The 22,078-nt window shown below is 72.0% G+C and carries 19 protein-coding genes and 3 pseudogenes; 12 read left to right on the top strand and 10 right to left on the bottom strand.

Going from position 1 to position 22,078, the window contains the following annotated elements; all coding sequences use genetic code 11:
* Window positions 1–45 precede the first annotated feature (45 nt).
* The 4 genes and pseudogenes from SRB17_RS11875 to SRB17_RS11860 all read right to left on the bottom strand — a co-directional run bounded on the left by SRB17_RS11875 (window position 46) and on the right by SRB17_RS11860 (window position 2,916).
* Window positions 46–1,014: a threo-3-hydroxy-L-aspartate ammonia-lyase gene (locus SRB17_RS11875; RefSeq protein ID WP_153537454.1), complete on the bottom strand. Its 969-nt coding sequence runs from the start codon at window positions 1,012–1,014 to the stop codon at window positions 46–48.
* A gap of 118 nt (window positions 1,015–1,132) precedes the next feature.
* A pseudogene (locus tag SRB17_RS11870) lies at window positions 1,133–1,956 on the bottom strand (aldo/keto reductase).
* Window positions 1,957–1,958: 2 nt separating this feature from the next.
* Window positions 1,959–2,192, bottom strand: a pseudogene (locus tag SRB17_RS11865) (ABC transporter ATP-binding protein); the annotation flags it as partial.
* A gap of 19 nt (window positions 2,193–2,211) precedes the next feature.
* A complete protein-coding gene (locus tag SRB17_RS11860) occupies window positions 2,212–2,916 on the bottom strand; it encodes an SDR family oxidoreductase (RefSeq protein ID WP_153538290.1) in 705 nt (234 codons plus the stop codon).
* A 790-nt stretch (window positions 2,917–3,706) separates the two neighbouring features.
* Between SRB17_RS11860 and SRB17_RS11855 the strand changes: the two genes are divergently transcribed.
* From SRB17_RS11855 to SRB17_RS11840, 4 genes are all read left to right on the top strand, one after another.
* A complete protein-coding gene (locus SRB17_RS11855) occupies window positions 3,707–4,507 on the top strand; it encodes an SAM-dependent methyltransferase (protein WP_323375317.1) in 801 nt (266 codons plus the stop codon).
* Between the two features lie 204 nt (window positions 4,508–4,711).
* Window positions 4,712–6,067: a uracil-xanthine permease family protein gene (locus SRB17_RS11850; protein WP_323375316.1), complete on the top strand. Its 1,356-nt coding sequence runs from the start codon at window positions 4,712–4,714 to the stop codon at window positions 6,065–6,067.
* Window positions 6,068–6,101: 34 nt separating this feature from the next.
* On the top strand, window positions 6,102–7,649 hold the full coding sequence (locus SRB17_RS11845; protein WP_153537450.1) for an amidohydrolase family protein: 1,548 nt from the start codon (window positions 6,102–6,104) through the stop codon (window positions 7,647–7,649).
* Entirely contained in the window at window positions 7,646–8,356 is a 711-nt protein-coding gene (locus tag SRB17_RS11840; RefSeq protein WP_323375315.1) for a sulfite exporter TauE/SafE family protein, read from the top strand. The genes SRB17_RS11845 and SRB17_RS11840 overlap by 4 nt, the downstream gene beginning before the upstream one ends.
* A 505-nt stretch (window positions 8,357–8,861) precedes the next feature.
* Here SRB17_RS11840 and SRB17_RS11835 read toward each other — a convergent pair.
* Window positions 8,862–9,851 (bottom strand): annotated as a pseudogene (locus tag SRB17_RS11835) (substrate-binding domain-containing protein); the annotation flags it as partial.
* 596 nt (window positions 9,852–10,447) lie between these two features.
* On the opposite strand from SRB17_RS11835, the gene SRB17_RS11830 reads away from it, so the two are divergent.
* Window positions 10,448–11,926, top strand: coding sequence for a glutamate-cysteine ligase family protein (locus tag SRB17_RS11830; RefSeq protein WP_153537448.1), 1,479 nt, complete (start codon window positions 10,448–10,450; stop codon window positions 11,924–11,926).
* A gap of 211 nt (window positions 11,927–12,137) precedes the next feature.
* On the opposite strand, the gene SRB17_RS47560 is transcribed toward SRB17_RS11830, so the two are convergent.
* The gene (locus tag SRB17_RS47560; RefSeq protein WP_267133422.1) at window positions 12,138–12,260 is read right to left on the bottom strand and encodes a hypothetical protein; all 123 of its coding nucleotides are present in this window, start codon (window positions 12,258–12,260) and stop codon (window positions 12,138–12,140) included.
* An 83-nt stretch (window positions 12,261–12,343) separates the two neighbouring features.
* Entirely contained in the window at window positions 12,344–12,712 is a 369-nt protein-coding gene (locus SRB17_RS11820) for a winged helix-turn-helix transcriptional regulator (protein WP_153537446.1), read from the bottom strand.
* 99 nt (window positions 12,713–12,811) lie between these two features.
* Between SRB17_RS11820 and SRB17_RS11815 the strand changes: the two genes are divergently transcribed.
* The 3 genes from SRB17_RS11815 (at window position 12,812) to SRB17_RS11805 (ending at window position 14,553) form a co-directional block, all read left to right on the top strand.
* A complete protein-coding gene (locus SRB17_RS11815; protein WP_153537444.1) occupies window positions 12,812–13,462 on the top strand; it encodes an FMN-dependent NADH-azoreductase in 651 nt (216 codons plus the stop codon).
* The gene (locus tag SRB17_RS11810) at window positions 13,459–13,683 is read left to right on the top strand and encodes an Lrp/AsnC ligand binding domain-containing protein (RefSeq protein ID WP_228396034.1); all 225 of its coding nucleotides are present in this window, start codon (window positions 13,459–13,461) and stop codon (window positions 13,681–13,683) included. The genes SRB17_RS11815 and SRB17_RS11810 overlap by 4 nt, the downstream gene beginning before the upstream one ends.
* An 81-nt stretch (window positions 13,684–13,764) precedes the next feature.
* Window positions 13,765–14,553, top strand: coding sequence for a thioesterase family protein (locus tag SRB17_RS11805; RefSeq protein WP_194293971.1), 789 nt, complete (start codon window positions 13,765–13,767; stop codon window positions 14,551–14,553).
* 115 nt (window positions 14,554–14,668) lie between these two features.
* On the opposite strand, the gene SRB17_RS48000 is transcribed toward SRB17_RS11805, so the two are convergent.
* From SRB17_RS48000 to SRB17_RS11785, 3 genes are read right to left on the bottom strand one after another with little or no spacing between them, the layout of a single operon-like run.
* Window positions 14,669–16,354: an EamA family transporter gene (locus tag SRB17_RS48000; protein WP_323375314.1), complete on the bottom strand. Its 1,686-nt coding sequence runs from the start codon at window positions 16,352–16,354 to the stop codon at window positions 14,669–14,671.
* A 44-nt stretch (window positions 16,355–16,398) separates the two neighbouring features.
* Window positions 16,399–17,160: a cache domain-containing protein gene (locus SRB17_RS11790; protein WP_153537440.1), complete on the bottom strand. Its 762-nt coding sequence runs from the start codon at window positions 17,158–17,160 to the stop codon at window positions 16,399–16,401.
* A gap of 37 nt (window positions 17,161–17,197) precedes the next feature.
* The gene (locus SRB17_RS11785) at window positions 17,198–17,956 is read right to left on the bottom strand and encodes a GntR family transcriptional regulator (RefSeq protein ID WP_153537438.1); all 759 of its coding nucleotides are present in this window, start codon (window positions 17,954–17,956) and stop codon (window positions 17,198–17,200) included.
* Window positions 17,957–18,057: 101 nt separating this feature from the next.
* On the opposite strand from SRB17_RS11785, the gene SRB17_RS11780 reads away from it, so the two are divergent.
* The 4 genes from SRB17_RS11780 to SRB17_RS11765 are packed head-to-tail and all read left to right on the top strand — an operon-like array spanning window position 18,058 to window position 22,047.
* Complete coding sequence (locus SRB17_RS11780; RefSeq protein ID WP_153537436.1) at window positions 18,058–19,089, top strand: ABC transporter ATP-binding protein; 1,032 nt, start codon at window positions 18,058–18,060, stop codon at window positions 19,087–19,089.
* 36 nt (window positions 19,090–19,125) lie between these two features.
* Window positions 19,126–20,322 (top strand): ABC transporter substrate-binding protein, encoded by a 1,197-nt coding sequence (locus SRB17_RS11775; protein WP_323375312.1) that lies wholly within the window; start codon window positions 19,126–19,128, stop codon window positions 20,320–20,322.
* 3 nt (window positions 20,323–20,325) lie between these two features.
* Window positions 20,326–21,219 (top strand): ABC transporter permease, encoded by an 894-nt coding sequence (locus tag SRB17_RS11770; protein WP_323375311.1) that lies wholly within the window; start codon window positions 20,326–20,328, stop codon window positions 21,217–21,219.
* Window positions 21,220–21,231: 12 nt separating this feature from the next.
* The gene (locus SRB17_RS11765; RefSeq protein WP_153537432.1) at window positions 21,232–22,047 is read left to right on the top strand and encodes an ABC transporter permease; all 816 of its coding nucleotides are present in this window, start codon (window positions 21,232–21,234) and stop codon (window positions 22,045–22,047) included.
* The last annotated feature ends 31 nt before the right edge of the window (window positions 22,048–22,078 follow it).

Below are 22,078 nucleotides of genomic sequence, written 5' to 3'. Positions count from 1 at the left end.
CGGCGCATGTGGTTTTCGGGCCGCGCCGCAGCTCGGCAACTCCCCTCATCCGCGGATGAGTTCGGCGAACCTCTCGCTGTCGATGTTGCCGCCGGAGGCGATGACGCCGATGCGGGGCGGGAGGTTGTCGACGCGGCCGGCCAGGAGTGCGGCCAGGCCGGTGGCGCCGCTGGGTTCGAGGACGATCTTCAGGCGTTCGAAGGCGAAGCGCATGGCGGCGACGATCTCCGCGTCACTGACGAGGGCGATGGCGTCGACCAGGCGCCGGTTGATCTCGAAGGTGATCTCGCCGGGCGTGGGCAGGGCCTGGCCGTCGGCGATGGTCCGGGGCACGGGCAGGGTGACACGGGCGCCGCTCTCCAGGGACCGCTTGGTGTCGTCCCCTTCCTCCGGTTCCACGCCGACGACGCGGATGCCGGGGTGCAGGGCCTTGGCGGCGGTGGCGCTGCCGGCGATCAGGCCGCCGCCTCCGACGGGCACGAGCAGGGCGTCGAGCGGGCCGGTCTCGTCGAGGAGTTCCAGGGTCGCGGTGCCCTGTCCGGCGATGACATGGGGGTGGTCGTAGGGCGGGATGAGGGCCAGGCCGCGGTCCTCGGCCAGCGCCGTACCGAGCGCGGCGCGGTCCTCGGTGTAGCGGTCGTAGGTGACGATCTCGGCGCCGTATCCGGCGGTCGCCTCCCGCTTGAGGCGCGGGGCGTCCTCGGGCATCAGGATGACGGCACTGGTGCCGAGTTCGCGCGCGGCCAGGGCGGTGGCCTGGGCGTGGTTGCCGGAGGAGTAGGCGGCGATGCCCTTGGCGAGCTGGTCCGGGGAGAGCTGGGCGGCCGCGTTGTAGGCGCCTCGGAACTTGAAGGCGCCGACCCGCTGGAAGTTCTCGCACTTGATGAACACCTCGGCACCGACGAGGGCGTTCAGGGTGCGCGAGGTGACGACGGGGGTGCGGTGGGCGATGCCTTCGAGGCGTGCGGCGGCCGCACGGACGTCGTCGAACGTTACGGGCGATGCGGCGGCCATGACGTCTCCCACATGGACGGAATTTCCATTGTTGGACAAGAACTCTAGGTACCGTGACGCCCGTCTGTCCAGGAGAGGCTGGACGGGCGTCCGGCCAGGGCGTGGCGCGCGGCCGGCCTCAGTGGCCGGCGATCCCCCTGGGGGTGTACGGCTCCTCCAGTGCCCGGATCTCGTCCTCGGTGAGGCGGAGGTCGAGCGCGGCGAGCGCGTCCGGGATGTGGTGGGGCTCGGTGGCGCCGACGATCGGGGCGGTGACGCCCGGACGTGAGGCGACACAGGCCAGGGCCACCTGGGCCCGGGGGACGCCACGGCGCTCGGCGATCGCGGCGACGGCGTCGACGATCCGCTTGCCGTCCGGCTGGTACAGGGTGCGGCCGTAGGCGTCCGTCTCGCCACGGACGCTGGTGGTCCCCCGTCGCGGGTGAGCCGGCCACGGGCCGGCGGGCTCCACGGGATCACGTCGATACCCTGGTCGCCGCAGAGCGGCAGTATCTCCCGCTCCTCCTCCCGGTTGAGCAGGTTGTAGTGGTTCTGCATGGACACGAACGCCGTCCAGCTGTGCCGTTCGGCGGTGTGCTGCAGCTTGGCGAACTGTCAGGCGTACATCGAACTCGCCCGGATGCAGCGGGCTTTGCCCGCCCCCGGGGTGTGCGGGTCGAAGCGGTGTATCTGGTAGAGGTCGATGTAATCGGTGCCGAGCCGGAGCAGGCTGTGGTCGATCTCGGTCATGATCGCTTTGCGGGACAGCCCCGACCGGTTGGGGCGGTCGCTGCGGGCCGCCCCGTCCGCCACCGCGAAGGAGACCTTGGTGGCGATCACGACGTCCTCGCGCCGCACCATCTCCCCGAGCGCCCTGGCGACGATCCCCTCGCCGGTGCCGGCGGAGTAGCTGTCGGCGGTGTCGAAGAACGTGATTCCCACGTCCAGCGCCTGGCGGATCAGCGGACGGCTTCCTCCAGCCGGGTCTCCTCGACCTGCTCGGGGAGCGTCAGCTCGCCGCGTTTCGGGGCGCGTTCGGCTGCCATGTCGAGGAAGGAGCGCATGTCGGCGAGGTAGAGGGAGGTGTGGAACACGGCGGCGCCGTGCCTCACGAACTGCGACAGGGCGGCCAGCGTGGTATGCACGGCCACCGCCGTCGCGGCGACGGGCAGGGCGACCCGCCCGGTCATGGCGAGCCAGGGTCGGCCGCGCGCAGGTCTACTGGGTCAGCTGTGGATACAGCGCCGCCAGATCCCCGGAGAGTCCGGCCTTCACATCCCGCGTCAGGTCGTCCGCCAGCACCTCGTACGCCCCGGCCTCGATGCCGTCCAGCGCCAGGGCGGCGATGTCGTCGGCAGCGGACTTGGGCGCGTCGATGTTCGAGGTCATGTCGGTGTCGATGTAGCCGACGTGCAGTCCGGTGACTCCGATGCCGCGTGGACGCAGTTCGAGGCGCAGGGAGTTGGTCTGGGACCACAGAGCGGCCTTGGTGGCGCTGTAGGAGCCGGCGACGCCGAGCCAGGAGAGCACGGAATGGACGTTGAGGAGGTGTCCGCCGCCGTTGCGCTCGATGACGGGGACGAAGGCCCGGGTGACCAGCAGCGGCCCGTAGAAGTTGATCTCGAACTCGCGGCGTACGTCGTCGACGGGGGCGTCCAGGAAGGAGCGCGCGCCCAGTGAGACACCCGCGTTGTTGATCAGGATCGTGACGTCCTGGGCCTGTGCCGCGGCGGCCTCGACCGTTGCGGGGTCGGTGACCTCCAGGGCGAGGGGTACGGCGTCGGGGTGGGTCACGGTGCGCGGGTCGCGGGCCGTGGCGTACACCTTGGCGGCTCCTCGCGTGTACAGGTCCTCCACCAGCGCCTTGCCCAGGCCACGGCTGCCGCCGGTGACCAGTACGACAGCGTCCTTGATCGAAGTCATGGTCATCTCCAGATTTGTAAACCGATCGGTTTCCATCCACCGTAAACCGATCGGTTTCAAATTTCAAGCACACGTCGGCCCCGGTCCACCTGGAGACGGAGGCGGAAGCGGACGACACCACGGCGGCGAGCCTGGAGCACCCCGGCTCGCAGACACTGCACGGGGCGGGAGAGGCGGGGAACGACCCGAGCGCATGGATTCACCGTTCCCCGCCCCCGGCGCGTCGGCCCGCCTCGTCACGGACACGGAGGGACGACCCGCGACCGGTCGGACGAACCTTCGACTCACCGATCTTGTTCCGACGATCCGACGCCGACGACACACAGTCCAGCGGAGCCGGTCCGGCCGGGTGACGGACGCTCGCCGCGAGGGGCCGGGCAGGCCTGGCCTGTGAGACACGTCCAGTGCGTGGAGGGACACCCGGCCCGAATGGGACACGCCCCGGTCTGCCGCTGCTGCCGGGCAACCGGGAGGCCGTGGACGTGGCCGCGCTGGAGTCGGCTCGCGCCGACCCGCCCGGCCGTCGGCCACACGGTCATGAACGACTGGTCCGCCAGGCGATCTGCAGTCCGCCGAGATGAAGTCCGGTCACCACCGACGACGTGGAGCCGTACCGCGACCACCGTGGTGAAGAGCCCGACCCGGTGCCGCTGCCGGCCGCCAGGCGGGTGCCGTCCCGCGACATCCTGACCTCCGGGAACTCCCGGCGCACATCCGGTAGTTGATATGGGAAGCTTTGGCCGGCCGTTTGCGGGACCGAGGCCGTGACGGTCGTCGAGAGGAGTGCAGCGTGACACAGGACGGCGCCCGAGCCGTGGACATCGACACCAGCAAGCCGCATCCCGCACGGATCTACGACTACCTCCTGGGTGGCAAGGACAACTACGAGGTGGACCAGGTGGCGGGCGACCAACTGGCCGCGGCCGCGCCCGAGGTGTGGATCTCGGTACGGGCCAACCGCGCCTTTCTGCACCGTGCGGTCCGGTACGTCATCGGCAACGGCGTCCGTCAGATCCTCGACATCGGCACCGGGCTGCCCACCTCGCCCAACGTGCACGAGATCGCCCACCAACTGGCTCCGGACACACGCGTCGCCTATGTCGACAACGACCCGATCGTGAAGGCACACGCCGACGCACTGCTCAGCCGGGCCGGCACGACCGGCATCGTGCTCGCCGACCTGCGCGATCCGCAGTCCGTCATCGATCACCCCGAGGTCCGCCGGATCATCGATTTCGACCGGCCGGTCGCCCTGTTCCTCGTCGCCATCCTCCACTTCATCCGCGACGCGGACGAGCCCGAGCGGATCGTGGCCACCCTGCGCGACGCGCTTCCGGCCGGCAGCTTCCTGGTGCTCTCGCACGCGACGGGCGACTTCGCCGTCGACCGCAGCGAGGCCGAGGCCGTCTACAACAGCGCGACCGCCACCATGAACCTGCGGTCCCGCGACCGGGTGGAGCGGTTCTTCGACGGGTTCCAACTGGTCGAGCCCGGCCTCACCCAGGTTCCCTTCTGGCGCCCGGAATCCACCCCGCCGCCCGGCTCCGGGTCGATCGGGTTCTACGGAGGCGTGGCTTGTAAGAACGCCTGAACACTGAACGTCTGAACACCGTGCCCTCCCGTGCCTTCCCGTGTCCTCCCGCGGGAGGGCACGGTGTTTCGCCTGCCCGCCCCTTGACCGAACCCCCATCGGCGCCCCCATACTGACGGCCAAATCGATTTGGCCCATCGATATGGCCGCCGTCCCGGCCGGATCGTCGAGGCCTGAGCCGAGCGAGCCGAACGGAGCCCGCGCGTGTCCAGTCCCGTACATCCCGTCGACGAGTCCCGCCCCCTCGGACGGATCCTGCTCTTCGGCGTCCAGCACGTCCTCGTCATGGCGGCGACACCGATCTCCGCCATCTTCCTGATGAGCGCCACCCTCCGGCTCAGTCCGGGCATCACCGTCGACCTGCTCTCGGCGGCCCTGCTGCTGTCCGGGGTCGGCTCGCTCGTGCAGTCGCTCGGCCCCTGGAAGTTCGGGCCACGGCTGCCGTTCGTGATGCTGCCGGGCGGTGCGCCGCTGATCCTCTTCCTGTCGATCGCGCAGGCCCACGGGCTGCGCACGGCCACGGGCGCAGTGCTGCTCACCGCCGCCTTCACCTTCCTGGTGCTGCCGCTGTTCGCACGGCTGCTGAGGTTCTTCCCGCCACTGGTCATCGGCACGATGATCGTGATCGTCGGCGTCAACCTGGTGAAGGTCGGCGCGCTGCTGGTCACCGGACAGCCCGGAACGCCGGGCTTCGCGGATCCGGTGCGGCTGGGTCTCGCCTTCGCCACCATCGGCCTGATCGTCGCCCTCACCCGGCTGCTGCGCGGGATCCTGCGGCAACTGGCCGTGCTGCTCGGCCTGGTGGCCGGCACCGCCCTCGCCTTCGCCGTCGGCCAGGTCCACCCGGGCTCCGCGCTGTCCGGCCAACTGGTCGGCATGCCCAGGCCGTTGCCGTTCGGCGCGCCCGTCTTCGACCTGCTCGCCGCGCTGCCGCTGATGCTGTACAGCCTGGCGTCCATGGCGGAGGCGACCGGGCAGACCGTCATCAACGCCGAGGCTGTCGGCAAGGACATCGACGTCCGCGCCGACGTGCCGCGCACGGTGCGCGGGGATGCGCTGACCTCGCTGCTCGGCGGGTGCTTCGGGCTGCCGCTGATGGTGACCAGCGGCGAGAACATCGGCATCGTCCGGGTCACCGGCGTGCGCAGCCGGTACGTCACGGCCGCCGCGGGTCTCGTCCTCGTCGTCCTCGGCTTCGTGACCCCCGTCGCGCGGGCGATCAGTGTGATGCCGTCGGCCGTGGTCGGCGGCGCCGCGATGGTCGTCTTCGCGGTGATCACCGTTCTCGGTGTGCAGATGCTCGCCCGCGCCCGGCTGGAGGACCACACGGCCACGATGACCTGCGCGGTCGCGCTCGCGCTGGGGCTGCTGCCGATCCTGGTGCCCGGCGTGTACGCCGGGTTCCCGTCCGACGTGCGGATCCTGCTGGAGAGCGGCGTCGCCGTGGGCGCCCTCGTCGCCGCCGTCCTCAACGTCGTCTTCCATCACCTGGGGCGGCGCGCAGCGGACACCGCTGCCGCCGCGCCGGCCGAGGCGCCGAGCCCGGGCGCCCGTGCCTGAACTCCCGCACAGCCACCTCGAACAACGGAGCAGCATGACCGACCTGACCCCCGACCGGCTCCGCCACGACACGCTGCTGCTGGTCCCCGACGTGACACTGACGCCCGACGGCCCGCTGGATCGGCACGCGGTGGTCGTCGGGAACGGCGTGTTCCGCGACGTCGGCCCGGTCGAGCGGATCGTCGGGACCCACCCGTCCCTGGCCCCTCTCCGGCTGCCCGGGCACGCGCTGACGCCGGGCTTCGTCGACGCCCACCACCATCTGACGCAGAGCTTCGGCGGCGCACTCGCCTTCGGGGAACCGTCGGAGATCTTCCGCCGGGTGTGGGTGCCACTGGAGCGCGCCCTGGACGAGGAGTCGGCCTACGTCGCCGCGAAACTGGCCGCGCTGGAGTCCCTGCGCGGCGGTTTCACGACGGTCGCCGAGTCCGGGACCCGGGCCTCGGTGGACGTGGACGTGGTGGCCTCGGCCGCGCGTGACGCGGGGATCCGCTGTGTGCTGGGGCTCGTCTGCAACGACGTCTCGGACGGCAGCGGAGCGGACGCGGATCCGCAGAGAGTGCTCGCCGCCGCGGAGCAGCACCTGGCGCGCTACGGCGGTGACGACCTGGTCCGTCCCTCGCTGGCCGTGTCCGTGCCGGAGGCCGCGACGGCGCACACCCTGGCCACGACGGCGCGGCTCGCCGCCGACGCGGGTGCGGTCGTCCAGATCCATGTGAACGAGCACCTCGTCGCCGTCGAGCGCTCGCTGGTCCGGCACGGGCTGCGGCCCCTGGAGTATCTGCACCATGTGGGTGCCCTGGGGCCGCAGTTGCTGGCCGCGCACGCGACGCTGCTGACCCCTGGCGAGGTCACGCTGCTCGCGGACAGCGGCGCGGCGGTGAGCTACAACCCGGTGGCGAGTGCGTGGAAGGGCAACGCCGTCGCCCCGGCGACCACCTTCGCCGAGCGCGGCATCCGGTTCGGGCTCGGCACCGACGGGACGCGCGGGGACGGCTTCCGGCTCACGGACGCTGCGGAGTTCGCTCAGCGGCTCGGCTACGGCCTGGCCAGCGGGGACTCTTCCTGCGGCGCCGGCTGGACGTGGTGGGAGCGGGCCACCGCGGGCGGCGCGGACGCGGTCGGCCTCGGCCGGCACACGGGACGCATCGCGCGCGGTGCCGCAGCGGACTTCCTCCTGGTCGACCTCGACACGCCGGAGATGCGGCCGTCCTGGGACCTGCCGTGGGAGCTGGTCCGGCGCGGCAACCGTGACCAGCTCTCCGCCGTGTTCGTCGCCGGCCGCCTGCGCCTGTGGCGCGGCTGGCCGCCGGACTGGGACGGACCGGCGCTGGTCCGCCGCGCCGCCGAGTTGGCCCCGCACGTGGTACGGCGCGCCGGGGTGACCCGGGCCCATCCGACGTCGGTGGCGGCAGGGCGGCGGACAGCGGCGCACACCGAGGTCGCGGCCGGGGACGTGCGCACGATCCCGACCCACCGCAGTGCCCCGGTCACGCCCCCGGACGCCGCCCCGCCCACGCCGGCCTCGGCCCTTCCGACGCCCCCGGACCCGGCCGTGTCCTGTCCCGGTGATCAGCGGTGAGCGGCGGGACGCTGGCGGTGCTGGCGTTGACCGTCGCGGCGGCCGCGTTCGTGCAGGGGGCCAGCGGCCTCGGGTTCGCGCTGATCGTGGCACCGGTCGCGGGGCTGCTCGATCCGGGGCTGCTGCCGGTGTTCGTCCTGACCGCGATGATCCCGCTCAACCTGTACGTCGCCTGGCGTGAACGGCACAGTCTCGATCTGCGCGGCGCCCGGTGGATCACGGCGGCGCGGCTGACGGCGACACCGGCGGGGCTGGCGCTGCTGTGGGCGATCCCGGAGGGTGCGCTCGGAGCCGTCGTCGGCGCGGCGACGGTGCTGGCGGCCGTGGTGAGCCTCGTCGTGCCGTCGTTCGTGCCCGGGCGCGGGGCGTACCTGGGCGCCGGTGTCATCACGGGGCTGACCGAGACCGCGACCGGCGTGGGCGGCCCACCGCTCGCCCTCGTCTACCAGCACCGGCCGCCCGGCGAGCTGCGGGCCACGGTCGCCGCCTGCTTCCTGGTGGGCGAAGTCGCCTCGCTGGCCCTGCTGTTCGTCACCGGGCGCGGCCGTCCGGCGGACATGGGCTGGGCGCTCCTGCTGCTGCCCGCGCTCGCGGCGGGAGCCTGGCTCAGCCGCCTCGCGCACCGGCGCCTCGACGCGCGGAAGATGCGCGCCTTCGTCCTTGTCTTCGCCCTGGTGTCCGGGGTGGTGCTCATGGCAGGGACGTGACCTGACCGCCCCCTCCACCGACGGCACCGGCAGCGCCCCGCTTCTCCTACCCTCCCGGGCGCATCCCGTCCGCGGCGACCGGCGGCCGCCGCAGGGACGAGGCGCGCAGAACGAGCCGGGGCGCGCCATCCGGCGCCCCGCCCGCGGCGTCCGCCGACCCGGTCTCCCCCGGCCCCGCCTCCACCGATCCGGTCTCCGCCCGTCCGGTCTCCCCCGACCCCTTTTCCGCCGATCCCGTCACCCCGGACCCCACCTCCGTCACCCCGGTCTCCGCCGCCCCGGCCTCCACCGATCCGGCCTCCGCCCGCCCGGTCTCCCCCGACCCCTTTTCCGCCGATCCCGTCACCCCGGACCCCACCTCCGTCGCCCCGGCCTCCGTCGCCCCGGCCTCCGCCCGTCCGGTCTCCCCCAACCCCTTTTCCGCCGATCCCGTCACCCCGGACCCCACCTCCGTCGCCCCGGCCTCCACCGATCCGGCCCCCGGCCCCATTTCCCCCGGCCCCGCTTCCCTCGGGCCGGCTGCCCTGCCCGCCTCCGGTCGCGCGCCCAGTCGGGCGAGCAGCAGTTCCACCGCGTCCGCAGCCGCCCGGTCCAACCCCAAGTCGACCGCGGTGAGCGGGGGTTCGCAGGTGCGGGCGCGCAACCCGTCGTACCGGGTGACGACCATGACGTCGTCGGGGATGCGGCGGTCCCCGTCCCGCAGCGCCCGTACGGCGCCGACCGCGAAGGCGTCGACGAGCACGCACAGCGCGTCGATGCCGGGGTGCTCCGCGAGCAGCGCGGCACATCGGTCGTACCCCGCCTGCTCGCCGCCGTCCTCCGGGGCGGTGGCGACGATGGGGGGCCAGCCGTACGCGGCGGCGATCCGTTCGTACGCGGCGCGGGCGTCGACCGTGGAGTGCCGGGTGCCCGCGCCGACGACGAGCGCCGGGCTGCGGGCGCCCTGGTCACGCAGGTGGTCCAGGAGCAGTTCGACCACCCTGCCGCCGTGCAGGTCCACGTACGGGGCGTCGTCGTCGGGGGCGGTGGGCCGGCCCAGAGCCACGTACGGCAGTCCGCGCTCGCGCAGTTGGGCCACGGCCGCGTCGTCCTCCTCGGGCTCGACCACGATCGCGCCGTCGATGTCCACCGAGTACAGCGCGGATCCGGACTGCACGGGCGGGATCAGCACCAGGGCGTAGCCGTGGACGAGGGCCCGCTCGGCCGCCGCGGCGGCCACCTCCATGTAGAAGCCGAGCCGCGAAGGGCCGCCGGCCACCGCGAACGGCATCGAGGAGGCCAGCGCGATGGCCTTGGCCTGGCCCCGGCGCAGCCGCTGGGCGCGCAGATTGGGCCGGTACCCCAGTTCGGCGGCGATCTTCTTGATGCGTTCGCGGGTCCGCGGATCGACCTTGCCGATGCCGTTGAGGGCGTGGGACACCGTGGTCCGCGACACCGAGGCCGCCGCGGCGACGTCGGCGATCGTGGGCCGGCGAGCGCCGTGCGAGGTGGTCATGGGCCCATCTTCGCAACCGCCGCCGCCCCGGGGCCACCGCCCCCTGGGCCTGGGCCGGCCCGCCCCACAGGCCGTCTGCAGGACGAGGGACGGACGGGAAGGCGACCCCCGGTCCCCGGCCGCAGCCGAAGCCGGCCCCCGGCCTCGGCTGCGGCCGGGGGCCGGGGGTCGAGGAGGGTCGGCGGCGGTCGCGGGCGCATCCGGCTCTGTCGCCGTACGCCCGGTGTGCACGATCTCGGGCTGCCGGCACCACCGTGGCTCGGCCGTCGCCCGGGTGCCCGACCGGCGCCACGACGGCGACGGTGACCGGCTGGTCCGCTTCACCTGCCCCGGCTTGATCGGCCGGCTGCGCCGCGAACAGCCCCGGATCGACGAGGCGATCGCCGGGCTGCGGCGTCCCCGCCACGCACTCGACGCGCTGCGCCACTCGCCTCGGCGCGCCTCCGACGCCGGACCGCGACAGCGCCGCGCCGACGCCCCGGCCCCGGTGGTCGCGGACGTCGTCCCCGTGCGGGTGCGGGCCGCGCTTGGTGAGGCTCGAGGGTTGGTGCGACGCTGGTGGAGAGGGTTGCGACGAGGGGCATCCTGGAGGGCCGATGGGACGCGACGTCCCGGCGCTCGTCTTCACCCGCGAGGACCGCCGCCGGTACCGGATCAAGATGCACGCGTGCCTGGACACGTTGGCGCAGATGCTGCGCGAGGCACGGTTCGAGTCCGAGCGGCCTCAGGTCGGTCTGGAGATCGAGCTGAACCTGGTCGGCGACGACGCCGAGCCCGCGATGCGCAACACCGATGCGCTGAAGGCGATCTCCGACCCCGCCTGGTCCACCGAGCTCGGCCGGTTCAACCTGGAGATCAACGTGCCGCCCCGGCGGCTGACGGCGGGCGGACCCGACGCGTGGGAGTCGGAGATCCGCGCCGCGCTGAACCACGCCGACGAGCGGGCCAGGTCGATCGGCACCCGGCTGATCATGATCGGAATCCTGCCCACCCTGCGCCAGCAGGACATCGGCGAGGAGTCCCTGTCGGAGAACCCGCGCTACCAGTTGCTCAACGACCAGATCTTCGCGGCCCGGGGCGAGGACCTGCGCATCGAGGTGGACGGCGCGGACCGGCTGCGCACTTACGCGGACACCATCACCCCGGAGGCCGCGTGCACGAGCACGCAGTTCCATCTCCAGGTCGCTCCCGAGGAGTTCGCCCCCTACTGGAACGCGGCGCAGGCCATCGCCGGGGTCCAGGTGGCGCTGGCGGCGAACTCGCCGTTCCTGTTCGGCAAGGAGCTGTGGCACGAGACCCGTGTTCCGCTGTTCGAACAGGCCACGGACACCCGCCCGGAGGAGATCAAGGTGCAGGGCGTACGGCCCCGGGTGTGGTTCGGGGAGCGGTGGATCAACAGCGTCTTCGACCTCTTCGAGGAGAACCTGCGCTACTTCCCCGCCCTCCTCCCCCTGTGCGACGAACAGGACCCGGCGGAGACCCTGGACCGGGGCGACATCCCGGAACTCGGCGAACTGACCCTGCACAACGGCACGATCTACCGCTGGAACCGCCCGGTGTACGCCGTCTCGAACGACCTCCCGCACATCCGGGTGGAGAACCGGGTGCTGCCCGCCGGGCCGACGGTCGCCGACACCCTCGCCAACGGCGCCCTCTACTACGGGCTCACCCGGGCCCTGGTGGCGGAGGACCGGCCGGTGTGGTCGCGGATGTCGTTCGCGGCCGCCGCGGACAATCTGCACACCGCCGCCCGGCACGGCATCGACGCCCTGTTGTACTGGCCCGGGATGGGCGAGGTGCCGGTGCCGGAGCTGGTGCTGCGCCGGCTGCTGCCGCTGGCGCACCGGGGACTCGAACAGTCGGGCATGGACGCGGCGTGGCGGGAGCCGCTGCTCGGCATCATCGAGCAGCGCTGTGTGACGGCACGCAACGGCGCCGTGTGGCAGAAGGAGATGTTCCACCACCTCGACGCCACCACGCGCGCCGGCCGCCACGAGGCGCTGCGGCAGATGACCCAGCTGTACATCGACTACATGCACCTCAACGCCCCGGCCCACACCTGGCCCGTGGACTGACCCGGCTCGGCCGCCCCCGCTCAGCAGGTTCACCGCCCGGTCGAAGGCCGAGTCGCGGTTCTCGGCGAACTCCTCCTGGGTGAAGACCGGGTGCGCACGAGCATGTCCTTCCGACGGGCGGCCGTGGGAGACCACCGTCGCCGCAGCGCCATGGTGGGCGCCATCCGGTCATCCGGTGCAACGAGGAGGGGGTAGCCCTCCCGTCCCGGTCTCACTCGGACCGCGTCATGCCGTTCAGCGGAACCCGTCGCACAGACAGCTTGCGGCGGCTGATCCGCCGGCCCTCGGGAGTGCGGACGAGGGTGTCGTCGTGGGCGGCGGGGCTGGGTGTCATGGCGGACGGCTCGTGTGGTTGGGTCCGCATCCCCTGCGCGGTGATGTCCCTGGACAGGTCTGCGCCGGCGACCCGGGTGACCGCTAGCGCTCGGCGCCGGCGCACGGCGGCGCGTCCGGCAGGTGGGTCTTCGCCCACTCGCCCAGTTCCCGGAGCGCCGGTTCCAGGGCACCGCCCGCCTCGGTCAGCCGGTAGGACACGCGCAGCGGCGGGCCCTCGTCGACCTCGCGGAGCACGAGTCCGGCCGCACCGAGTTCCGCGAGCCGGTCGGACAGCATGCGCTCGCTGATGCCGGGGATGGCCCGGCGCAGGTCGGCGAAGTGTGCGGGCTGCTCGACCAGGACGGACACGATCGGGCCGCTCCAGCGCTTTCCGAGCAGCTGGAAGACACGGGTGATGCCATCGTCCACCCGCTTGCACGCCGCGCTGTCGTGGGTCACGTCCGCCGCCATGCGATCAGGGTACTACCTCGCCGTAGGGGGATGAAAAAAAGTAAGTCCATGTGCTAAAGATAGTCCAGTACGAAACTTCATCACCCCTTGGAGTTCCCCATGGCAACCCTGCTGCACATCGACTCGTCCGTGTTCCCGACGGAGGCCTCGTCCTCGCGTGCCGTGACGGAGGCCTTCCGCACGCACTGGCAGGAGCAGCACCCCGAGGGCACGGTCGTCTACCGCGATCTCGCGGCGCAGCCCGTTCCGCACATCAACGCCGCCGCGCACACCGCCGGCTTCGTCGACCCCGCCTCGCACACGCCGGAGCAGGCCGCGGCCTTCGCTGAGCGCGTCCGGCTGATCGAGGAGCTGGAGCAGGCCGACGCGGTGCTGATCGGCGCCCCGATGTACAACTTCTCGATCCCCTCGACCCTCAAGGCCTGGGTGGACAACGTGATCCTCATCGGCCGCACCGCGGGCGAGACCCAGTCCGCCAAGGGCACCCCGGTGACCATCGTCGCCAGCCGGGGCGGCGCGTACGGGCCCGGCACCCCGCGTGAGGGATACGAGTACGTGCAGAACTACCTCACGGCCGCCCTCGCCGACGGCCTCGGTCTGGACGTCGACTTCATCGTCCCGGAGCTGACGATGGCCCCGCAGAACCCGGCGATGGCCGAGCTGATCCCGCTGTACGAGGCCTCCCGCGACCGTGCCTTCGAGGAGGCCGCCGCGAAGGCCAAGCAGCTCGCGGAGCGCCTGGCGGCCTGACCGGTCCGCCCCGGCCCGGCCGCCGCCCTGTACGCGGCGCCGGGCCGGACGAGGTCGTCGAGTTCCGCCGGATGTACGGCCGCCCCGCCTGTTTCGTCCGCGTCGCCGTCGCCGACGACGCCACGTACGAGGCCTTCCTCGTGGAGAAGCTGAGCGGTCTGTCCTGTGTGCTGCGCATCGACTCCCACCCCACCATGAAGATGATCAAGGCAGGCCCGTGACCCGTCGGCCGCCTCGGATGTACCGTGCAACGATCTGCGCGTCACCCCAGCGTGCTCGGACACCTTGAGGAGAGGCACCCGTTGGCCGCCAGCTACTTCGAGCGCATAGACCGGCTTCGCCACAAGCCCACCCCGCACGCGAGCGGCGCGTGGGACACCGACGAGATGCACTTCAGCCCACTCGGCGGACTCGTGGTCCACGCGATCGACCAGTACCGTGCCGAGCGGGCGCCGGACGGCCTGGTCCTGTCCAGGATCAGCTTCGACATCCTGGGGCGCCTCGCCCTGGACGAGTGCGAGATCCAGGTGGAGTCGATCCGGCCCGGTCGCACCATCGACCTGCTCGAAGCGGTCGTACGCATCGCGGACCGGCCGGTGGTCCGGGCCCGCGCCTGGCTGCTCACCGCCGTGGACACCGGCGCCGTGGCCGGCGGCGCCGTCCGGCGCCTCGCACCGCCGGACGGGCTCGCCGGTCGGTCGCTGGGCTCGGTCTGGCCCGGCGGACACTGCGCATCCGTCGACGTACGGCCGGTCACCCCCGCGGAACCGGGCCGCGGCACGGTCTGGATCTCCACGGACCTCGACCTCGTCGCGGGCGAGCCGAGCAGCCCGGTCGCCTCCTACGTCGCCCTGGTCGACACGGCCAACGGCATCGCCGTACGCCGGTCTCCCACCGAGTGGATGTTCCCCAACGTGGACCTGACGATCCATCTGCACCGGCAGCCGGAAGACCGCTGGGTCGGCCTGGACACCACGGTCACCTTCGGCCCCACCGGCCAGGGCCTCACCAGCAGCGTCCTCCACGACATCCACGGCCCGGTCGGCCAGGCCGAACAGATCCTCACGGTCCGTCCGCTGCCCGGCCGGTGACGTTCACTCCGCGACGCCGGCCGTCGGCTCAGGGGTCGATGTTCCATCGCTCGGGAAGATCGGCGTCGCGGAAGACGCACACGCAATGGGCTTCCCGGACGATGTTGTGCTGCCCTCAGGTGGGACACCGGCGGAAGATCACCTCATCGGTGAAGGTGCCGGGAAGGCCGAGTCCCGCACGGTCGAGGGCCGCGGCCACCGCCGGCCATGAGTCGGTGTCCGGGCAGTAGCCCGTCGACTGGTTGCTCACCTCCCGCACCGCCCAGCGGCCGGCGTCCTCGCGGAAGCCGATCTCCCCCGCGCCCAGTACCGGCTCGCCGCCCGCGCAGGCCACGTGTTCGGACCGGCGCGGGGCCAGTCGCAGGGCGCCGTCCAGCCCGATGACGAAGGTGAAAGGCTCGGACAGTTCCTCGCGGGTCCGGGTGACGGCCCAGTCCGCGAACTCGGCCGCCGTACGAATGACAGTGCCGGACTCCCCGCGCCGGACGGCGGCCTTCACGTCCTCGGGACCGACATACCGATAGCTCCGAGGGCTGCGTCCCGACGCGCTCATGCCGGTCACAGCAGGGCATGGCGGGTCCAACGGAGGGTGCGGGATACGTCGATGGTGTGGGGAGCCGTGTTGCGACAGCCGGGCGATTGGGCCGACGCGCCGCACTGGTGGACCAGGGCCTGGGAGGCCGGACATGTCACGGCCGCCTTCGATCTGGGCACGCTGTAAGCCCAGGAGAGCGACACCGACTGCGCGTGCCATGGAGTACCGGGCGCGCATCCTGGAGCGGCGCGGAGCGCACCAGCGGCTGGTCGAGACGCCGTCCTGATCCGAGTTGCCGGGGCCCCCTCGTTCCCGAACGGCCTCAGCGGGATCTCCGTCGTCGTGCGCCCCAGCGGCACCCTCCCTGCGCGTCGCCCCCACCGAGGCGAGCCCCACCGCAGCAACCCCCGCCCACTGGGCCGGCGCGAGGTGTTGGCCGAGGAACAGCAGCCCTGTCAGCGCACCGATCGCCGGTTCCAGGCTGGTCAGCACTCCGAACACGCGCGGTGTGAGGCGGCGCAGCGCCTCCAGTTGGCATGTGTACGGCACGACGCTGGAGAGAACGGCGACCACCGCGGCCACGGCGAGGGTGCCGGGGTCCAGCAGCCGGGTGCCCGCCTGGGCGATGCCGTACGGCAGGCTGAGCAGCGCTCCCCAGGTCACGGCCAGCGCGAGGCCGCGGCCGTCGGGGGCGCGTTGGGCCAGCCGTTTGCCGACGAGGATGTATCCGGCCCAGCAGCATCCGGCCACGGCGGCGCAGGCGGCGCCGGCCGAGTCCAGGGCCGTACCGGTGCGGCTGAGCAGGAGGACGCCGGTGGCGGCGAGACCCGCCCACAGCAGGTCGGGGGCGCGGCGCGAGCCGGACAGGGCGATGGCGAAGGGGCCGAGGAACTCCAGGGTGGTGGCGGCGCCCAGGGGCAGCCGGGCGACCGCCTCGTAGTACGCCAGATGGTGCACGGCGAGCAGGGTTCCGGCGGCGGCCGCGACGCCGAGCGTGGTCCGGTCGCCGCGGATCCGGGGCCGCCACATCGCGGTCAGGACGAGCGCGGCGATGGCCAGCCGCAGGGTCACCACGCCGGCCGGTCCCACCACGGGGTAGAGACCGGTCGTCAGCGCGGCGCCGCCCTGCAGGCCCAGGATCCCGCCGAGGACGAGCCCCGGGGCCGGTACGGCGCCGAGTCCCCGTCCGAGGGCGACGGCGGCGCGTGCGCGTGGGGTGAGGTACGGGGCGATGGTTACCGGACTCCTTGTGCGGCGTCTTCGCACCCTAGGGCGACGGCCCGTGGATGATCAACGGGTGGGCGGGCGGCTCAGGCCAGCACCAGGACCAGGGGCACGCCCCGGCACGGCACCAGGCGCATGCCGTCGTACGCGCCCGGCCGCGCCGCGCCGAGCAGTTCGCCGAAGTCCGGGCCCTTGGTGAGGGAACCGGCCAGGTGGGCGGGGTCGGCGGAGGCGGCGACCCGGCCTCGGGCGTTGACCAGATGGGCGGGGCGTGGCAGGCGCCGCAGGAGGGAGAGCACGGCGGTCTCGAAGTGCCGCAGATAGACGTCGGCGGCGGCCACTCCGGCGAACCGGCCCTGGACCAGGACGGGTTCGGACAGGGTGAGGCTGTACTCGTCGGAGCAGAGGTAGTCGACGTACGGTCCGGCCACCGCCCGGCGCCCGGTGTCGCGGGGCAGCGCGAACCAGTCCCAGTGCGTGTAGTCGGAGTACGCCGACTGGCCGGGATCGAGGTCGAGCAGGAGCGGGCGAACATCGCCGTCGGCGCCGGACTGCCACCACTCCAGCCAGGCGGGCACGTCGGTGAGCAGGCCGGGGGCCGCGACGAACCCGGCTCCGGAGACGAGTTCCTCGCGGGTCAGGTGGACGTGCAGTCCGGGACGCAGGGCGGCGAGGTCGGCACTGACCGGCCGCCGGCCCGCGGCGGTCACCCGGCCGAGCAGGGTTTCGGTGTCGGCGCGGATGGCCGCGACCGTCTCGAACACGGCCTCCAGCGCACCGCCGACCTGTGCGGCCACCCACGTCTCCGCTTCCGTGCCGAGGGTGGCGAGCGCGGGGCTCCGGCCCATGGTGTCCTCCAGCGGACGGGAACCTGACGCGGCACGGTCAGAGGGTGAGGCGTACGGCGACGAGCCGCGCCGTCGACTCCCTGACGCACCGCTCGGCCAGCGTGCCGGCCGTTTCGTGGGCCCCATCTTGCACGGCGGAGATCACCGCGCGGTGACGTTCCGCAACTTCTTCACGATATGCGTCGTCGGCCAGGACCAGGCACAGCAGTGCGCCGATCTCGCCCTGCAGGGCCACCTGTTCACGGGTGAGCCGGGCCGACTGGGCGGCCGCCGCGAGTTCGACGTGGAAACGGCCGTAGAGCCGGCTACGGGCGGGCGCGTCCGCGGCCCGGGTCAGCTCCTCGGCGGTGCGGCGGAGTTGGTGGAGGTCCTCGGATTCGGTGCGCTGGGCGGCGAGCCGGGCGGCGGCGCCGGACAGGGCGGCCCAGTGGTCGCCGAGGTCGCGCAGTCCCTCGGTGCTCCAGCCGCGCAGCCGGGCCTTGAGCCGGTCGTCGGCGGGGACTTCGGGGAGGGAGACGAAGCTGCCGCCGCCGCGGCCCCGGCGGGTGGTGACCAGGCCCTGTTGCCGCAGGGCCATGAGCGCCTCACGCAGGGTGACCGTGGAGACGCCGAGCTGTCCGGCCAGCTCGGTCTCGCCGGGCAGTTGCTCGCCGTCGGCGAGGAGGCCCAGTTCGATGGCGTCGCCGATGCGGCGGACGACCGCGTCCACGCGGGCCCGGTTGTCCACCGGGCTGAAGACGGCCCTGCGTGCGCCGCGCTCGATCTCGTACTGCCTCACGGTCACCACCTCATGCATTGACTCAAGCTTTACCCTAAGGGGACCTTGAGATTAGAACTATGACTTCATATGTTTGCGGTCAAGCGGTTCAACGTACAGCGCGCCAGAAAGGTTCCCCTATGGAGGGAATTGCGATCCGGCTGCAGGACCTGCGGAAGTCGTTCGGCGAGACGACCGCCGTGGCCGGGGTCGACCTGGAGATCCGGGACGGGGAGTTCTTCTCGATGCTCGGCCCGTCCGGATCCGGCAAGACAACGGTCCTCCGGCTCGTCGCCGGGTTCGAGACACCGGACCGGGGCCGGATCGAGCTCGCCGGACAGGAGGTCACCGGCCTGGCCCCGTTCGAGCGGGACGTGCACACGGTCTTCCAGGACTACGCCCTCTTCCCGCACATGACGGTCGAACAGAACGTCGCCTACGGGCTGAAGGTCCGCAGGGTACCGAAGGCCGAACGGCTCGTCCGCGCCCGCAAGGCCCTCTCCGAGGTCCGCCTGGAGGGCTACGGCCAGCGGCGCCCGGCCCAGCTCTCCGGCGGGCAGCGCCAGCGTGTCGCCCTCGCCCGCGCGCTCGTCGGCCGGCCCCGGGTACTGCTGCTGGACGAGCCGCTCGGTGCCCTCGACCTGAAGCTGCGCGAGCAGATGCAGGTCGAACTGAAGGCGATCCAGCGGGAGGTCGGCATCACCTTCGTCTTCGTCACCCACGACCAGGAGGAGGCCCTGACGATGAGCGACCGCATCGCCGTCTTCGACCAGGGCCGCATCGCCCAGGTCGGCACACCGGCGGAGATCTACGAGCGCCCGGCGACCCCGTTCGTCGCCTCCTTCGTCGGCACCTCGAACCTCCTCGACGGGGAGACGGCCCGCCGGATCGTCGGCGCCCCGGGCACGTACAACATCCGCCCGGAGAAGATCCACGTCCTGAAGGAGTCCGCCGAGGCGGACGAGCCCGAGCACGCCACCACGACCGGAACCGTCGCCGAGGTCGTCTACCTCGGCGACGCCACCCGCTTCCTGGTCGACCTCGACGGCGGCGGCCGGCTCACCGCGCTGCAGCAGAACCTGGAGACCTCCTCCGAGGACGTCGCCGCCCTGCGCGGCACCCGGGTGCGCCTGACGTGGCACCGCCGGCACGCCGTCCGGCTGCCCTCCTGACCTCTCCCCCCGCCTCTACGTCCCCTGGAGAACGCCGTGCGTCCCACCCGTACCCTGCGCGTCGCGGCCTGCGCCGCCGCGCTGCTGCTCGCCGCCGCCTGTGACTCCTCCGGCTCCGGCGCCTCGTCCGCCACCGGGCTCAACCCGCCCGACCTCAAGGCCCCGACGAAGCTCGGCAAGACGGAGGGCCAGGTCAATCTGATCGCCTGGGCCGGCTACGTCGAGGACGGCTCCAACGACCCGAAGGTGAACTGGGTCGGCGACTTCGAGAAGCAGACGGGCTGCCAGGTGCACTCCAAGGTCGCCGCCAGCTCGGACGAGATGGTCAAGCTGATGAAGACCGGCGAGTACGACGCCGTCTCCGCCTCCGGCGACGCCTCCCTGCGCCTGATCGCCTCCGGCGACGCGGCGCCCGTCAACACCGCCCTGGTCCCCAACTACAAGGACATCTTCGCCGGGCTGAAGAACGGCCCGTGGAACTCGGTAAAGGGCCAGATGTACGGCATCCCGCACGGCCGGGGCGCCAACCTGCTGATGTACAACACCGAGAAGGTCAAGCCCGCGCCCACCTCCTGGTCCGCCGTCTTCGACGACGCCGCCCGGTACCAGGGGCACGTCACCGCGTACGACTCGCCGATCTACATCGCCGACGCGGCGCTCTATCTCAAGGCCACCAAACCCGAGTTGAAGATCAAGGACCCGTACGCCCTCGACCAGAAGCAGTTCGACGCGGCCGTGGCCCTGCTCAAGCAGCAGAACAAGAACGTCGGCGAGTACTGGAGCGACTACCTCAAGGAGGTCTCCGCCTTCAAGAGCGGTGACTCGGTGGTCGGCACCACCTGGCAGGTCATCGCCAGCCTCGCCGCCTCCGAGGGCGCCAAGGTCAAGGCGCTGGTGCCGAAGGAGGGTTCGACCGGCTGGTCCGACACCTGGATGGTGTACAGCAAGGCCAAGCACCCCAACTGCGCCTACAAGTGGCTGAACTGGATCGTCTCGCCCAAGGTCAACGCCCAGGTCGCCGAGTACTTCGGCGAGGCGCCGGCCAACTCCAAGGCCTGCGCCGAGACCAGCGACAAGAACTTCTGCACGGTCTACCACGCGGCCGACGAGAGCTACTGGAAGAAGATCGCCTTCTGGAACACGCCCATCGAGCAGTGCCTCGACGGCCGCAAGGACGTCCGTTGCGTGCCGTACGCCAAGTGGGTGCAGGCCTGGACCGAGATCAAGGGCTGAGTCGTGACGACCGATGGGACGACCGCCGTCGGCCGGGGAACCGTCCGGCGGCTCGCCGGAAGCCTGCACCGCAGGCCCCGGCTGCGGCTGACCCTGCTGCTCACCGCCCCGCTGCTGTGGCTGGCCGTCCTCTACCTCGGCTCGCTGGCGGTGCTGTTCGTCTCGGCGTTCTGGACGACGGACTCCTTCACCTCGCAGGTGGTCAAGGTCTGGTCGACGGAGAACTTCCACGAGCTGTTCACCACGCCCGTCTTCCGGCAGGTGATCCTGCGCAGTGTGGGCGTGGCCCTCGCGGTGACCGTGCTGTGCGCGGTGATCGCCTTTCCGGTCGCCTTCTACACCGCGCGGGTGGCCAAGCCGCGCCGGCGTCCGCTGCTCGTGGTGGCCATCCTGACTCCCCTGTGGGCGAGTTACCTGGTCAAGGTGTACGCCTGGCGGCTCATCCTGTCCGAGGGCGGCCTCGCCGACTGGATGCTCGCTCCGTTCGGGCTGAGCGGCCCCGGCTTCGGCCTGCCCGCCACGGTCCTCACCCTGACCTACCTGTGGCTGCCGTACATGATCCTGCCGATCCACACGGCACTCGAACAGCTCCCGGCGAACCTGCTGGACGCCTCGGCCGATCTCGGCGCCCGGGCCGGGCGGACCTTCCGCTCGGTGGTGCTGCCGATGGTGCTGCCGTCGGTCGCGGCCGGTTCGGTGTTCACCTTCTCGCTCAGCCTCGGCGACTACATCACCGTGCAGATCGTCGGCGGCAAGACGCAGTTGATCGGCAATCTCGTGTACTCCAACATCGAGCTCAACCTGCCCATGGCCGCCGCGCTCGGCACCGTACCGGTCGTCGTGATCGTCCTGTACCTGCTGGCCATCCGCCGCACCGGCGCACTCAACAGCCTGTAGGAGAAGAGCGCCATGCATCTCAGCCGCACCGCGCGCATCGCCCTGCGCACCGGCGCCGGGCTCGGTTTCGCGGTGATCTACGTCCCGCTGCTGCTCGTCCTCGTCAACTCGCTCAATCCCGACCGCAGCGCGAGCTGGCCCCCGCCGGGGCTGACCGGGCGCTGGTGGTCGGTGGCCGTGCACAACTCCGGTGCCCGGCAGGCGCTGTGGGTCTCGGTGAAGGCGGGGCTGGGGGCGACCGCGATCGCGCTGGTCCTCGGCACGCTCATCGCGTTCGCCGTGGCCCGGCACCGCTTCTTCGGCCGTGACACGGTGTCGTTCGTCGTGGTCCTGCCGATCGCGCTGCCCGGCATCGTCACCGGCATCGCCCTCAACTCGGCCTTCGGCACGGTGCTGGAACCGCTCGGCGTGGGGCTCGGACTGTTCACGGTGATCGTCGGCCACGCCACGTTCTGCATCGTGATCGTCTTCAACAACGTGGTGGCCCGGTTGCGCCGTACGGCGGCCTCGTACGAGGAAGCGGCCATGGATCTCGGCGCGACCACCTTCCGTGCCTTCGCGGACGTCACCTTCCCGCTGGTCCGTTCCGCGCTGCTGGCCGGCGGACTGCTCGCCTTCGCGCTGTCCTTCGACGAGATCGTGGTCACCACGTTCACCGCGGGACCCGGGATCGAGACCCTGCCGATCTGGATCTTCGACAACATGACCCGGCCGCAGCAGGCACCGGTGGTGAACGTCGTGGCCGCCGTACTCGTCCTGCTGTCGGTGATCCCGATCTACGTCGCCCAGCGGCTGTCCGCGGACACGGCGACGTCCAGCCGGGTGTGACACCCTGTACGTCGGACGAACAGGGGGACGC

The organism is Streptomyces sp. RB17, assembly GCF_009604455.1.
Taxonomy (GTDB): Bacteria; Actinomycetota; Actinomycetes; order Streptomycetales; family Streptomycetaceae; genus Streptomyces.
Note: the sequence above shows the minus strand (reverse complement) of the source record. Positions and strands in the feature narration are given on the sequence as shown.

What these genes read in the sequence shown, in the direction of transcription:
- SRB17_RS11845 (WP_153537450.1), top strand. Translation starts at nt 6,102, where the DNA reads ATGACCGACCTGACCCCCGACCGGCTCCGCCACGACACGCTGCTGCTG.
- SRB17_RS11875 (WP_153537454.1), bottom strand. Translation starts at nt 1,014, where the DNA reads ATGGCCGCCGCATCGCCCGTAACGTTCGACGACGTCCGTGCGGCCGCC.
- SRB17_RS11765 (WP_153537432.1), top strand. Translation starts at nt 21,232, where the DNA reads ATGCATCTCAGCCGCACCGCGCGCATCGCCCTGCGCACCGGCGCCGGG.
- SRB17_RS47560 (WP_267133422.1), bottom strand. Translation starts at nt 12,260, where the DNA reads ATGACACCCAGCCCCGCCGCCCACGACGACACCCTCGTCCGCACTCCC.
- SRB17_RS11785 (WP_153537438.1), bottom strand. Translation starts at nt 17,956, where the DNA reads ATGCATGAGGTGGTGACCGTGAGGCAGTACGAGATCGAGCGCGGCGCA.
- SRB17_RS11820 (WP_153537446.1), bottom strand. Translation starts at nt 12,712, where the DNA reads ATGGCGGCGGACGTGACCCACGACAGCGCGGCGTGCAAGCGGGTGGAC.
- SRB17_RS11815 (WP_153537444.1), top strand. Translation starts at nt 12,812, where the DNA reads ATGGCAACCCTGCTGCACATCGACTCGTCCGTGTTCCCGACGGAGGCC.
- SRB17_RS11830 (WP_153537448.1), top strand. Translation starts at nt 10,448, where the DNA reads ATGGGACGCGACGTCCCGGCGCTCGTCTTCACCCGCGAGGACCGCCGC.
- SRB17_RS11780 (WP_153537436.1), top strand. Translation starts at nt 18,058, where the DNA reads ATGGAGGGAATTGCGATCCGGCTGCAGGACCTGCGGAAGTCGTTCGGC.
- SRB17_RS11860 (WP_153538290.1), bottom strand. Translation starts at nt 2,916, where the DNA reads ATGACTTCGATCAAGGACGCTGTCGTACTGGTCACCGGCGGCAGCCGT.
- SRB17_RS11790 (WP_153537440.1), bottom strand. Translation starts at nt 17,160, where the DNA reads ATGGGCCGGAGCCCCGCGCTCGCCACCCTCGGCACGGAAGCGGAGACG.